The organism is Allobosea sp. AK1 (genome assembly GCF_006714945.1).
Classification (GTDB): domain Bacteria; phylum Pseudomonadota; class Alphaproteobacteria; order Rhizobiales; family Beijerinckiaceae; genus Allobosea; species Allobosea robiniae.
Map to the genome: position 1 here is coordinate 1,672,181 of NZ_VFMG01000001.1, position 12,780 is coordinate 1,684,960.

11 protein-coding genes are annotated in these 12,780 nt (G+C 62.9%); 4 read left to right on the top strand and 7 right to left on the bottom strand.

Going from position 1 to position 12,780, the window contains the following annotated elements; all coding sequences use genetic code 11:
* The 3 genes from FHT98_RS08425 to FHT98_RS08435 form a co-directional block, all read right to left on the bottom strand.
* On the bottom strand, window positions 1–2,454 hold the full coding sequence (locus FHT98_RS08425; protein WP_349236263.1) for a branched-chain amino acid ABC transporter ATP-binding protein/permease: 2,454 nt from the start codon (window positions 2,452–2,454) through the stop codon (window positions 1–3).
* A 62-nt stretch (window positions 2,455–2,516) separates the two neighbouring features.
* On the bottom strand, window positions 2,517–3,386 hold the full coding sequence (locus FHT98_RS08430; RefSeq protein WP_061970388.1) for a branched-chain amino acid ABC transporter permease: 870 nt from the start codon (window positions 3,384–3,386) through the stop codon (window positions 2,517–2,519).
* 173 nt (window positions 3,387–3,559) lie between these two features.
* Window positions 3,560–4,834, bottom strand: coding sequence for an ABC transporter substrate-binding protein (locus FHT98_RS08435; RefSeq protein ID WP_091856717.1), 1,275 nt, complete (start codon window positions 4,832–4,834; stop codon window positions 3,560–3,562).
* Window positions 4,835–5,093: 259 nt separating this feature from the next.
* Between FHT98_RS08435 and FHT98_RS08440 the strand changes: the two genes are divergently transcribed.
* Window positions 5,094–5,936 carry an IclR family transcriptional regulator gene (locus tag FHT98_RS08440; RefSeq protein WP_142113701.1) on the top strand — a complete coding sequence of 281 codons (843 nt, stop codon included), beginning with the start codon at window positions 5,094–5,096 and terminating at the stop codon, window positions 5,934–5,936.
* Window positions 5,937–5,978: 42 nt separating this feature from the next.
* Here FHT98_RS08440 and FHT98_RS08445 read toward each other — a convergent pair whose 3' ends face one another.
* Genes FHT98_RS08445 through FHT98_RS08460 form a run of 4 tightly spaced genes read right to left on the bottom strand, consistent with a single transcriptional unit; the run spans window position 5,979 to window position 10,175 of the window.
* A complete protein-coding gene (locus FHT98_RS08445; RefSeq protein WP_142113703.1) occupies window positions 5,979–6,815 on the bottom strand; it encodes a shikimate dehydrogenase in 837 nt (278 codons plus the stop codon).
* A 23-nt stretch (window positions 6,816–6,838) separates the two neighbouring features.
* Window positions 6,839–7,639 (bottom strand): shikimate dehydrogenase family protein, encoded by an 801-nt coding sequence (locus FHT98_RS08450; RefSeq protein ID WP_142113705.1) that lies wholly within the window; start codon window positions 7,637–7,639, stop codon window positions 6,839–6,841.
* A 15-nt stretch (window positions 7,640–7,654) separates the two neighbouring features.
* Entirely contained in the window at window positions 7,655–8,440 is a 786-nt protein-coding gene (locus FHT98_RS08455; protein ID WP_142113707.1) for an enoyl-CoA hydratase-related protein, read from the bottom strand.
* 46 nt (window positions 8,441–8,486) lie between these two features.
* Window positions 8,487–10,175 carry an FAD-dependent oxidoreductase gene (locus FHT98_RS08460; protein ID WP_248309172.1) on the bottom strand — a complete coding sequence of 563 codons (1,689 nt, stop codon included), beginning with the start codon at window positions 10,173–10,175 and terminating at the stop codon, window positions 8,487–8,489.
* Between the two features lie 234 nt (window positions 10,176–10,409).
* On the opposite strand from FHT98_RS08460, the gene FHT98_RS08465 reads away from it, so the two are divergent.
* Genes FHT98_RS08465 through FHT98_RS08475 form a run of 3 tightly spaced genes read left to right on the top strand, consistent with a single transcriptional unit; the run spans window position 10,410 to window position 12,769 of the window.
* The gene (locus FHT98_RS08465) at window positions 10,410–11,024 is read left to right on the top strand and encodes an NIPSNAP family protein (protein ID WP_091856713.1); all 615 of its coding nucleotides are present in this window, start codon (window positions 10,410–10,412) and stop codon (window positions 11,022–11,024) included.
* A gap of 12 nt (window positions 11,025–11,036) precedes the next feature.
* Window positions 11,037–11,942, top strand: coding sequence for an NAD-dependent epimerase/dehydratase family protein (locus FHT98_RS08470; RefSeq protein ID WP_061970380.1), 906 nt, complete (start codon window positions 11,037–11,039; stop codon window positions 11,940–11,942).
* The gene (locus tag FHT98_RS08475) at window positions 11,939–12,769 is read left to right on the top strand and encodes a sugar phosphate isomerase/epimerase family protein (protein ID WP_142113709.1); all 831 of its coding nucleotides are present in this window, start codon (window positions 11,939–11,941) and stop codon (window positions 12,767–12,769) included. The genes FHT98_RS08470 and FHT98_RS08475 overlap by 4 nt, the downstream gene beginning before the upstream one ends.
* Window positions 12,770–12,780 lie beyond the last annotated feature (11 nt).

A 12,780-nucleotide genomic window follows, 5' to 3' on the forward strand; every position in this document is an offset into this window, starting at 1 on the left:
TCAGGCCGCCGCGATTTCGTCTGCCTGGACCACGCCCAGCAGCTTTGCTTGCAAGGCATGATCCTTCTCAAGGTCGCCAGCGTCGCCCGAAAACGCGATGCGGCCATTGACCAGCACGAGGGCTCTGTCGACGATTGGCAGAACGGTCTCCGCATGGTGTTCGACGATGATCATCGCGACCTTGCCCCGCAGCTTGACCAGCGCTGCCATCACCTCCTCGACCACCGCCGGCGCGAGGCCTTCGAAGGGTTCGTCCAGCAGGATCAACTTGCTGGGGACGACAAGGGCACGGGCGATCGCGACCATCTGGCGCTCACCGCCCGATAGATTCTCGGCCTTTGCCTTCTGACGGGCTCGCAGACGCGGAAAGAGGTCGAAGCACTCCTCGATGCTGAGCCCTCCCGCGCGCTGGGCGATCTGAAGATTCTCGACCACCGTCAAATTCGGAAAGAGGCGGCGGCCTTCGGGCACCAGCGCAATGCCCAGCCGATTGATCTCATAAGGCTTGCGGGAACCTATATCGGCGTCCGCGAAGTCGACCGTTCCGGCATTCAACGGCAGCGTGCCCGTAAGGGCCCGTAGCAAGGTCGTCTTTCCAACGCCATTGCGGCCAAGCAGAGCGACCGCCTCGCCGACATGCACGGTGACATCGACGCCGTTCAGAACCGTGCTGCCGCCATAGCCGACGGCCAGCCCCTTCGCCTCCAGCAGCGGCTTGGCAGAAGCGTGTGCGATGCGTTCGACCGCCGGGGGCGCCTTGGAATCGCCTTTGGCGGCGCCGAGATAGGCGGCGATCACCTCGGGGTTGTGAGCCACGTCGGCCGGCTTGCCGTCCGCTATCATTCTGCCCTGATGAAGGACGGAAATGCGGTCCGATATCGCCAGGACGCGATCAATGTCGTGCTCGATCAACAGCACTGCGTGCTTCTTCGCCAGGCTGCGGATCAACTCCGCGACGATCTGCCGATCCGCCTCGGCCAAGCCGGCGAGTGGCTCGTCTAAAAGCAGCAGCTTGGAGTCGATCGCGAGCGTCACTGCGATTTCGAGCAACCGCTTGGCGCCGTGCGGCAGATTCATACACGGGTCGGCCGCCCGGTCCGCGAGTCCAACCGCATCGAGGATCGACCAAGTGCGCTCATTAAGCGCTTCGATGTCATGGGCATCCCGGAAGAAGCCGAGAGCACCGTGCCTCTGCGCCTGCACCGCGATGCGGACGTTCTCGAAGACCGAAAGGTTCGGAAAGATCGAGAGAATCTGGAAGGAGCGGCTTATGCCGAGCCGGGCACGGGCATACATTGGCAGCTTGGTGATCTCCTTGCCTTCGAACAGGATCGTGCCCCCGCTCGGCGGCAGGACGCCGGTCAGCATGTTGTAGAAAGTGGTCTTGCCAGCGCCATTGGGGCCGATGATCGAATGCAGCACGAACGGCCGTACCTGGAGATCGATCTCCTTGGCGGTCACCAGGCTGCCGAAACTCTTGCTGAGTTTGCGGGTCTCCAGGATCGGCTTGTCCGGATCCATCGCCTGCCCCGCGCTTTCATAGGGCTTGATCACCTGCGGTCGCGGCGGGATGGTGTTGCGTGTGAGCGTCCAGCGCTCGTTCCGGAGCAGGCGTTGCGCCAGCCCCTGCATCCCTTCGGGCGAGAACAGCGCGAAGACGATGATGATCGGCGCGAAGATCAGCCACCAGTTTTCAGTAATCGCCGAAAGCCGGTTCTCCAGGATGATGAAGGCGATTGCACCCCAGAGCGGTCCGAGGAAGTGGTGCACGCCCCCGAGGACGGTCATCAGCAGCGAGTCGCCGGCGCGTTGCCAGCCGAGATTGTTGGCGTAGACGCCCTGCAGCATCAGCGTCAGCAGCGAGCCAGCAAAGGCGACGAGGCCGGCCATGAGCACGAAGCCGCCGAGCTTCACCAGATAGGTGTTGTAACCCAGGCTGCTTGCCCGTTGCTCGTTGTCGCGGATGGCCTGCAGTGCTCTGCCGAATGGCGCATGGACCAGCCGCCACAGCAACCACAGGCACAGCAGCACCGAGGCCAGGGCGAACAGGTGGAACTGCATTTCCGTGTGAAAGCTCGGGCGCGGCACGCCCTGGAGTCCGTTCTCGCCTCCCGTGACGGCCGTCCACTTGTAGGCGATTTCGAACGCGATCTGGGAACATGCGAGCGTCAGCAGCGAGAAATACAGTCCGCGTCGGCGCAGGATGAGTGCTCCGAGCACGACGGCCATCGCCATCGAGATCACCACGGACAGGACAAGCGCGAGAAGGTCTTGCTTGACCGGGCCGAGCAGAAGCAACGCTGCGAAGTAGCTCGCGCAGCCGAAGAACACCGAAGCGCCGAACGGAACCAGTCCTGTGTATCCGACAAGGAGGTTCACGCCCGCTCCGTAGAGCGTGTAGATCGCGATCTGAGTGATCAAGTTTACCGGGGCGCCCTGGCCGACCCAGGCCAAGGTGAGCGCTGCGAAAACGACCGCGATCCAGAGGATCGGATTGGTCAGGATGGAACGGCTTCTCATTCGAACCTCTCCCAGCGCTCGCCGAACAGGCCGCGCGGACGGATGAGCAGGATGGCAGCCATCAGCACGTACATCGCGGCGCCGGACCAGGCCGGGGCGAACTGGATGCTCATGGCGGTGGTAATGCCGACGAGGAGGCCGGCGATGATCGCTCCGGAGTACGATCCGAGGCCGCCGATCGTAACGATGACGAAGGCGGGCATGATCGCGCCCGATGCCATGCTGGGAATGACGGTCCAAAGGGGGCCGGCAAGCATGCCGGCGAGCCCGGCCAGCAAGCAACCGATGCCGAAGACGCCGGAGAGCAGGATCGGCAGATTGATTCCGAGCAGTCCGACCATCTCGGCATCACGCGAACCCGCCCGGATGATACGGCCGAAGGGCGTGAAGCGCAGGAACGCCCAGAAACTCACGAGAGCCAGGACTGTAACCACCAGGACCGTCATACGGTATTTCGTGATCAGGATCGGGCCGTATTCGATGAAACCGGCGAAGATGCTCGGCGGATTGAACGGAACCGGCGCGCCCCCAAATATGAGCCTGAGGATCGCCTCGGCCAGAAGCGCGAGGGCAAAGGTCAGGATCAGGCCGAGCAGCGGTTCCTTGCCGTAGAGGTGTCGGATGAGCGTCATCTCGACGATCATGCCGATGGCTCCGACGATGATCGGAGACAGGAGCGCAGCCGGCCAGCCGAAGTCCCGGGCCAGCACCAGCGCCAGATAGGCGCCGATGGCGAAGAACGAGCCATGGGCGAAATTCACGATGCCGAGCATGCCGAAGATGATCGACAGCCCGATCGCGATCAGAACGTAGAGAAAGCCCAGGACGAGACCGTTCGCCGCCTGGGAGATGATCATGTCGAGCATGGCATGGTCCCTCCCGCGCCGGCACAGGTTGCCTGCCGCGCGGGGAAGGCGCCGCATTCATGCGGCGCGGAATTGACGTGTCGGATGGGAGCGCTGCGGAGACTTTGGTCTGCCGCAGCGTTCTTCGATGGAGCCGGACCTTTCAAAGCAGGTCCAGTGCTCGGCCCGAGGTATTAGATGCTGTCCATCTTGCAAGCGCTGCTTGCAGCTGAACCGAAAGCCTCGTCGATCTCGGCGGCGGTTTTGGGCGCATTTTCCAGCACGTCGACATAATCCCATTTGTTCGGGATCTTGTCCTTGACCTTGCAGATCACGGTCCGGCGCTTCATTTGGTGATCGAAATCACGGTAGCCGACGTCGAGGTCGCCTTCCTTGACGCGCCATGTCTCAAGCGCCTTAACGATAGCGGCCGGCTCCGTCGACTTCGCGAGTTCGATCGACTCCAGCAGCGACCGCATGCCGAACCATCCCATCCAGGCCTTGTCAGCCGGAGGTTCGTTGAACTTCTTCATGTAGGCGTCGACGAAGGCCTTGTCCTCGGCCGTATTGCCCGGGTTATTGTAAACCCAAACCATGGTGTAGATGCCGGTCGCGGCTTCCGGGCCGACGCCCCAGATATCGGTATTGCCGATCGAGATCTCGGCGAAGGGAATCTTGCCCTTCATGCCGAGTTCGCTCCACTGCTTCAGGAAGGTCGTCAGGTCGCTCGCCGAGAGGCCGCCGATGACGACATCCGGCTTTGCCGCACGGATCTTGAGAATGAAGGAGCTGTAGTCGGCGGTGCTGACGGGCACCTCATCCGAGCCGACGACCGAGCCGCCGGCTTTGGTGATGTAGTCGGTGAAGCTCGCCTTGATGTCCTGGCCGAAGGCGAAGGCGCCCGTGATCGTGTACCACTTCTTGCCGAGCTTCTCGCAATAGGGAGCGAGGACGCGCGTGTGGACGTCGACGGGCGGCTGCAGGCGGAAGGTATATTTGTTGCAGAGCTTGCCGGTGAGATCGAGGGCCGCGGCATTGGCTGCGACATAAGGGATCTTGGACTTCTTCGCGACGGCCGAGATCGCCAGCGCGAGCGAGCTCTGGGCGCCGCCGATCAGGGCGCAGACCTTGTGCTCGTCGATCAGGCGCTGTGCATTGAGCTGCGCGCCCTGCGGGTTGGGCTCGTCCAGCCAGACGATCTCGATGGGGCGTCCGAGGAGCTGGTTGTTGCGCTGTTCGGCGGCGAAGAAGCCGCCCTGGGCGAGATAGGTCGCCTGGTCGACGATGGCGCCCGTTTTGGCCCAAAGCATACCGATTTTGATCGGCTCAGCCGCCGCCGCATTGCCGATATAGGGCATGCCGAAATTGCTCGCGGCAAACTGCGTCGCGGCAAGGCCGCCCGCTCCGGCCAGGAGCGATCGGCGCGACGTTCCGCTCTTCTTCCCGCCTTTTTGATTTTCTGGGGTCATTCGGTCTCCTCCGATTGTTGGCATTCCTTTTTTGGCACCGTCTTGTGCAGCGCTTGCGTTAAGCGGTATCGTAAACTGGAACGAAAGTCCAGTTTACGATACCGATTTTATGTTGTCGTTTTCTATGGAGCAAATTCGCTTCTTCACAAGGCGTTAGGATGCTCCGTTGAATGCGATCGCGGTGGATCACGGTCCAGCTACCTGTGAATTGGGCCGGGCCTAAGCTATGATGTGACCTCTTGGCCCCTCGGAGAAAATGATGCCCAGGACGAAGGAAAAGGACGCCGGGCCGGATGGCATTCTGAAGCGCACTTTGCGGATCATCGAGATTCTGGCTGGCCATCCTGGTGGCATGCCGTTTTATGAGCTGGCGGACGCCATCAGAATCCCGCGCAGCGCAACGCATCGTCTTCTGGCGAGCCTGGTTGACGAAGGCTATGTTCGGCAGGACCGAGAGTTCGGCTCCTATGTACTCACGGCCAAGATTGCGTCGCTGGGACTGCGCTATCTCCAGGCTCACGGCATCACTGATCTGATGCAACCTGTGCTGGACCGGCTCGCTCGGGAGTGCGGCGAGCTGGTTCGTGTCGCGATCCTTGATGAAGATCGGCTTATCTTCGTCTCCAAGGCGCAAGGAGCCACGGCCGGTCTTCGTTACGATCCGGAGGCTGGACAGGAGGCGAAGCTCTCATGCTCATCGTCTGGATTGGCCTGGCTTTCAACGATGTCCGATGAGGACGCGATCGCCCTGGTCGAGAAGCAGGGCTATGGGTCCAAGGAAGAGTACGGACCCAACGCTCCGCAAACAGCCCAAGCCATCCGAAGGCGGCTTCGCGAAGCGCGGTTGCTCGGTTACGTCGTGACTCAGCAGACCTTCTCGCAATGGATGAATGCGGTAGCCGCTCCGATACGATCCTCCTTGGATGGCCGAGTCACAGGGACGATCAGTGTTGCAGGGCCGTTCATTCGCTTGACGGAAGAACGCATGCAGCAGATCGGTCCGCTATTGCTTGAAGCAACGAAGGAATTGGGCCAGCTCAGCCCGCCGCCTCGACCGCCAGCCGATAAGCCGGGGGAGCCCCGTCCTAACATCTTCGCCTGAGCCCGCAGCTCTGGAACATCGCGAGCGAGAAGCCGGGCCGCGTCAGCGGCCGAGGGTGGCGAGAACGAGCGAACGAAGCGTGTCGTCGACGCTGGGGTCAACTCCAAACCAGGCCTTGAAACCGGGGCGGGCCTGGTGGAGGAGCATTGCGACCCCGTCGACGGTCTTGTAGCCGCTTTGCCTGGCCTGGCGCAGCAGAGGTGTTTCTAGCGGCACATAAACGATGTCGGAGACGCATAGCGTGGCCCTTCCCCTCGACAGGTCAATATCGAGCGGCTCAGAGCCCGCCATGCCGAGCGAGGTCGTGTTCACAAGGAGATCGCAGTCGCCAATGGCCTGACTGCGCCGCTCCCAGTCGATGACAGCAATTCCCGGCAAATTCTCGGCGACCTGCTCGGCGCGCCGGCGACTTCTGTTTGTAACGGTTACATGAGCGCCAGCCTCATCGAGGGCGTGGCAAACAGCACGCGAGCCCCCGCCCGCCCCGAGAACGAGCGCGCGCTGGCCGCTCACGGCGATGCCGGCTTCGCCGAGGCCTGCCAGGAAGCCGAAGCCGTCCGTATTGCTGCCGACGACGCCGCGCTCGTCGAAGACCAGGGTGTTGATGGCGCCGATCCGGCGCGCTGAGGTTTCGACAACGTCGCAGAGGGCGAAAGCCGCCTCCTTCCAGGGCTTTGTGACGTTCGCGCCACGAAATCCCGCTGCCCTCAAGCCGCGCACCACGCCCTCGAAATCCCGCTCGGCGGCGAGCGGGACATAGGCTCCGTCGATGCCGTAGCGCTCAAGCCAGTAACCGTGCAAAAGCGGCGACCGCGAATGTGTGACAGGCCAGCCGATCACGCCGGCGAGACGCCCGGCACCCGTCAATTTTGTCGTCATACTCGGTGTCCTGTGTGGCGCCGTCAGGCAGCGGTTTCGAGCCAGAAGTCGAGCATGAGCGAGGTCTCGGCTTCGAACATCTCGATACCGGTCGAGGTCTTGCAACCGATCCGGCGCGCTGCCTCGACCAGGGGCGTTACGGCCGGCTTGGTCACCACGTCGCTGACGAAGGTACCTGCCTCCAGGCCGCCGATGTCGATCGGCAGGGCGTCGCCGGGCTTCATGCCGGCCGGCGATGCGTTGGAGACCGTGTTGAATCCGGCGGGAGCGGGCGATCCGGCTATCACTTTGCCCCTGTGTGCGCCGTCGAGTTTGGCAATCAGCGCATCCCGCCGCCGCGCGTCGGTGTCGTGGACAGCGAGTTCGCGGACCCCGGCGTCAAGCAGCGCCAGGCCGATGGCGCTTCCGGCCCCGCCAGCTCCGATCAGCAAGGAACGCTTTCCCTCCAACCTGGCCCCGTTCTTCCGCATCGCCCCGACATGGCCCGGCCCGTCGAACATGTCGCCATGCCATGAATGATCTGCATTGCGGCGCATTACATTGGCTGAGCCAAGCACCTCGGTGGTCTTGGACATCGTGCGGCAATGCGGAGCCACGGCAAATTTGTGCGGCACGGTGATGCAGATGCCGTCGCAATTGAGGAGGCGGCTGGCCAGCGTCACAAATTCCGGCACGTCATCCGGCAGGATGTCGACCGGCACCATAATGGCGTCCTTGCCGTTCTCCTCGAACAGGCGGGTCATGCCGTACGGAGATTTCACCTGAGCGATGGGGTGGCCGATAATGTAGTAGACGCGCGTCGCGCCACTGAAATTTTCGAGCATCGGTCGATCCTCGTTTCAGCGACCCTGCCAGACCGGCTGTCGCTTTTCAGCGAAGGCCTTCGGCCCCTCGATCGCATCCTGGCTAGCCCACAGCCGGACAGCGGTCGGGTGCTGGTCGAGGATACTGCGCTCCAGCGAGGAGGAGAGGCTCGAGAGCGCGACGGCCTTGGAGGCTTCGATCGCAAGAGGCGCGCAGCGAACGATCTGCCGCGCGAGTTCCTGGGCCTTCGTCATCAGCTCGGTCGCCGGCACCACCTCGTTGATAAGGCCGATTTCTGCGGCGCGCTGGGCGCTAATACGCTCCCCGGTGAGGATGAGGCGCATAGCCTGTTTCAGCGGCACCTGCCGGGCAAGGCGCTGCAGGCCGCCGCCACCCAGTGCAGCCAGACCGACTAGCGGCTCGGGCAGGCTGAAGACCACGTGCTCAGCCGCTATCGCGAGATCGCATGCGAGCACAATCTCGACACCGCCGCCGAAGGCTTGACCGTTGACGGCGGCGATCACAGGCTTGTTGAGGTCGAAACGCATGCAGAGACCGGCGAAACCGGTGACCGGCGAGGCTTCGACGGATGTACCAGCTTCCGCCTTGGCTTTGAGGTCGCTCCCCACGCAGAAGGCACGTTCGCCGGCGGCGGTCAGGATCGCGACCCGCAGTGCGGGGTCTGAGGCGAAGCGGTCGAAGATGCCGGCCAGCTCATGGTGTGCGTCGTTGCTCAGCGCGTTCAGCACGTGGGGGCGATTGATCGTGACGGTCAGGATGCCGTTTTCGGCCGAGACCTTGGTGAATTTCAGCTCTGACATAATGCCTCCGAAGCAGCGAGAAGGAGCGCGAGGCCGCGCAAATCGATCAGGCAGCGAGCGCGTCTTCGACTGCGATGAAGGCGAATGCGATCGCCGGGCCGAGCGTGATCCCGGGCGCCGGATAGGTGCCGGCCATGATCGAATTCTGGTCGTTGCCCACGGCGTAAAGGCCGCCGATCGGCCCACTCTTGCCAAGCACGCGGGCATGGGCATCCGTAACCAGCCCCGCGCTGGCTCCGATGTCACCGGGATAGAGCTTCACGGCGTAAAACGGCCCGTTTTGCAGTGGCCGCATAGTCGGGTTGGGGCCGTTCTTCGGGTCACCCAGGTTGCGCTCGTACGCGGTCGTGCCACGGCCGAAATCCGGATCCACACCGGCGGCCGCATGGCCATTGAAGGTCTCAACCGTCTTCTGCAACTGGGTCGCGTCGATGCCGAGCCGCTGTGCCAGTTCGACCAGCGTTTCGCCCTTCAGCAGATATCCGTCCTTTATAAGGAAGGACATGCCGCTACCGCCGGGGCGGACCATCCCAAGGCCGTAGGTCTTGATCGCTTGATGATCCGCAATGAGGTAAGCCGGGATGCAGGGGTCGGTGCGGTTCGCCTCAATCATAGCCTTGCCGGTGAGATGATAGGACGTGCTTTCGTTGAAAAAGCGCCGGCCGGCCTTATTGACGATTAGCGTTCCAGGCTTGGCCCGGTCGAAGACGAAATGCGGGAATACCGCGGTGCTGCCGTCGGACCGCTTTCGAATCGATACCGGCGCCCAAAACACGTTCTCCATATTGCGATCGCCAATGCGAGCGCCTACGCCCAGTGCAAGTTCGATTGCCGCGCCCTTATGACCGGGCGCGCCAGGTGTATGAATCTCGACATCGGGCACGAGCTCCTTGCGCAGCGTCGGGTTCCGGTTGAAGCCCCCTGAGGCGAGGATGACGCCTTGGGCAGCGCGGATGTTCTCACGCTTGCCGTTTCGGATCAGGCTGACGCCTGCAATCTTCCCCTTTTCTTCGATCAGCTGATCAACGCGCGCTTGCGTCCAGACCGTGCCGCCTCGCTTTAGGAAGGAGTGCAGGAGCCGCCCGATCAAAGCGTTGCCCATCGTGAGCCTGACGCCACGTTTGTGGCCAAGCCTGTCGCGAGCGTAGCGGGCGACCAGAGAGGCTGAATACCGCAACGACGCCCATGATTTCTTCATACTGAGCAGATGGCCGATATCCACGCGGTCGACCATCAGCCCACCAAGGATGGTGAACTCCGGAATCGGCGGGCGAACCAAATCAAGATTGTCGCCGAGCAGCCGGCCGTCAAAGGGGATTGGCTCCAGGGCCCGACCTTTCATCGTCGCGCCCGGTAGTTCGGACAGATAATCCGGATGCAATGGATGAGGTCGCAGCTTCACGTCCGTCTCGCGGTCGAGCACTTCGACAGCACGGGGGCCGGCAGTCAGGAACGCGCGGATCGCATCGCCGGACGCATAGTTCCCGAGCGCGTTATGGAGAAAGATTTCCGCCTGTTCGACACTATCTTGGGCGCCGACCGCAGCGGCGTGGAGCGTGTTAGGGATCCAGATCGTACCACCTGAAAAGGCCGTGGTCCCCCCGACATACTCGGTGCTTTCGAGCAACAGCACGCGTGCGCCACGAAGGACTCCGAACAGCGCCGCTGACAGCCCAGCTCCGCCGCCGCCAATCACGATCAGGTCGTAGAGCTTTTCGGTTTCCCCTTTCGCCAACGCGATTGATCCAGATGATCTGGCCACGACTGACTTCCTCTCCTTGACGGCGCCTGGTCCCTTTCGGCCAAGCGCAAATTTGCGTCGAGGCGGCCGGAACTGCCCGCCGACTCTCGCCCTGCGAACCAGGGTCTTGCCAGTCGTATATTCAAATCTGAAATAGAATTCCAGAATGAACTTTCATTGTTGGCGCGATCCGGCTATGTCCTGTCGCCATGGATTGGGAGGAAGCCGATGCGCTACGCCGTCACCAGGATCACGCCGGAAGTTGGAGGCCTGCCGAAGGTTCTCGCTGGAATCGAGGCGTCGCTCACCGGCAAGAGTCTTTCGGGAAGGCTCCTAGGCTGCTTCACCGCCGAGATCGGCGTGCTGAATCAGATTTTGATCCTCCAGTCTTACGACGAAGACGCTGCGCTAGCGGAGGACCGCTCACGGGCTCTCGTGGATGGCAGCCTCTTCGGGGCGGCCGAGCATTTTCGCGAGTTCGAGACAACGACCTATATGCCGTTCGACTTCGTTCCGCCGATCGAGCCCGGCAAGCACGGCCCCGTCTATGAGATCCGCGTATACGGCGTGAAGGCATCGGGCCTCAAGCCGACGATGGATCTCTGGAGGGATGCGGTACCGGAGCGCGCAAAGGTGTCGCCTCTGCTTGGGGCCATGTATGCCATCGATGGCTCGCTGCCGCGCTTCCTCCATATCTGGCCGTTCGCTTCGCTCGACGAGCGCATGGCCAAGCGGGCCGAATCCGTCGAGCGAGGCATTTGGCCGCCGAAGGGCGGGCCGGCGCATCTGACCAGCCTGAGCTCGGCCATCTATCTGCCGACCGCCTTTTCCCCATTGAGCTGAGGGCGCGGCGTCATGCGCGTGTTCATGACCGGCGGCACCGGCTTCATAGCCGCATGGCTGATCCGTCGACTTCTGGCGCGGGGCGCGGAGGTACGGGTTCTCGATATTGCCTCTGACAGCGGCGCCGTGCGGAACATTCTGGGAGATCTCGCTGCCCGCGTGGAATGGCGGGTCGGCGACGTGCGCGATGGCACTCTCGTGCATTCCGCTGCCGAGGGATGTGACCGCGCGATTGCGATGGCCGGCATCCTGACGCCGGCCTGCCGGGCCGACCCAGTTCGAGGTGCCGAGATCAACCTGATCGGGACGCTTAACGTCTTCGAGGCGGCCTTGCGCCAGCGCATGGCACGCGTCGTTTATGCGAGCTCGGCCGGCGTCTTCGGTCCTGACAGCGGCAGTATTCCCTTTCCAACAACCCATTACGGTGCGTTCAAACTCGCCTGCGAGGGCAGCGCCAGGGCATACTGGGCGGATCACAGCATGCCGAGCGTCGGCTTCCGGCCCTACATCGTCTATGGGCCGGGCCGCGGCGAGGCCGGTGCGAGTGCAGGGCCTACCTTGGCCTGTCGGGCAGCGGTGCAAGGCCTGCCTTACGAGATCGACTATGTCGGCCCGTCCGGACTCGTCTACGTCGACGATGTGGCGGCGGCCTTCGAGGCTGCGCTCATGAGCACCTCGTCGGGCGCCCACGTCTTCACCCTTGCGGGCAGGACCGTGACCATCGACGAGGTTATCGCCGAAATCACGCGGCAGGTACCCGGAGCCAAGATCGGTTCGCGAGGGCAACCGATGCCTATCGCACCCGAGCTTGCGCCAGACGACATCGCCTCGCTTCTGCCCGGCCTCCCCGAAACCAGGCTCGCGGAGGGGATCGCCGCCACCCTCGCCTATTACCGCAACCAGGACATCAAGGCATGAATCGCCCGATTTCGCTTGCCCACCTGACCGTCATCGAGCTCGATCCACCGGACGTGATCAGCGCCGCCGCCGAAGCTGGTTACAGCCATGCCAGCCTGCGCCTGTCCCCTGCGTCGCCGGGCAAGGAGGCGCAGTTCCCGATGATTGGCGACACAGCGATGTTTCGCGAGACGCAGCGGCGGATCGCCGATAGCGGCGTCGGCCTGTTCGATTTCGAGATCCTCCGTATCAACCGGGACACGCTCCTGACCGATTTCCTGCCGGTGATCGAGACAGGTGCGAAGCTGGGCGGCAAATTCGTGCTGGTCGCCGGCGATGTCGAGGACGAGCCGTTCATGACCGACCGCTTCGCCGAGATCTGCGAGCTCGGGGCCCCCTTCGGGATCGGCATGGGTTTGGAGTTCATGCCATGGACCGGGGTCAAAACGCTGGCATCCGCTCGGAGCATCGTCGAGGCGACGAATCCGGCAAACGGCTACATCATCGTCGATGCGATCCATGTTGACCGCGCCGGTGAAACGGCTGCGGATGTGGCGGCGATGCCGAAGCACCTGCATTGCTATTTTCAGATCTGCGACTTGCCAGCGGAGCGCCCGAAGGACGTCGAAACGATGATCTACCAGGCGCGGCAGGCGCGGCTGCCCCCTGGCGACGGCGGTCTTGATCTGACTGGGATGCTAAAGGCTATTCCCCCTGATCTGCCGATCAGCGTTGAGATCCCCATGGCAGAGCTCGCGAAAACGATGCCCGCCGTGGCGCGCGCGCGGATGCTGCGGGAAAGGACCGAGGCGATGCTTCAAGCAGTCGCGGTCAGCGCGCCCGCCTGAAGCATCGTTCG

Excerpts from the sequence above, each read along its gene's own strand:
- FHT98_RS08465 (WP_091856713.1), top strand. The coding sequence starts at position 10,410 with ATGCGCTACGCCGTCACCAGGATCACGCCGGAAGTTGGAGGCCTGCCG.
- FHT98_RS08445 (WP_142113703.1), bottom strand. The coding sequence starts at position 6,815 with ATGACGACAAAATTGACGGGTGCCGGGCGTCTCGCCGGCGTGATCGGC.
- FHT98_RS08475 (WP_142113709.1), top strand. The coding sequence starts at position 11,939 with ATGAATCGCCCGATTTCGCTTGCCCACCTGACCGTCATCGAGCTCGAT.
- FHT98_RS08455 (WP_142113707.1), bottom strand. The coding sequence starts at position 8,440 with ATGTCAGAGCTGAAATTCACCAAGGTCTCGGCCGAAAACGGCATCCTG.
- FHT98_RS08440 (WP_142113701.1), top strand. The coding sequence starts at position 5,094 with ATGCCCAGGACGAAGGAAAAGGACGCCGGGCCGGATGGCATTCTGAAG.
- FHT98_RS08435 (WP_091856717.1), bottom strand. The coding sequence starts at position 4,834 with ATGACCCCAGAAAATCAAAAAGGCGGGAAGAAGAGCGGAACGTCGCGC.
- FHT98_RS08430 (WP_061970388.1), bottom strand. The coding sequence starts at position 3,386 with ATGCTCGACATGATCATCTCCCAGGCGGCGAACGGTCTCGTCCTGGGC.
- FHT98_RS08450 (WP_142113705.1), bottom strand. The coding sequence starts at position 7,639 with ATGCTCGAAAATTTCAGTGGCGCGACGCGCGTCTACTACATTATCGGC.
- FHT98_RS08470 (WP_061970380.1), top strand. The coding sequence starts at position 11,037 with ATGCGCGTGTTCATGACCGGCGGCACCGGCTTCATAGCCGCATGGCTG.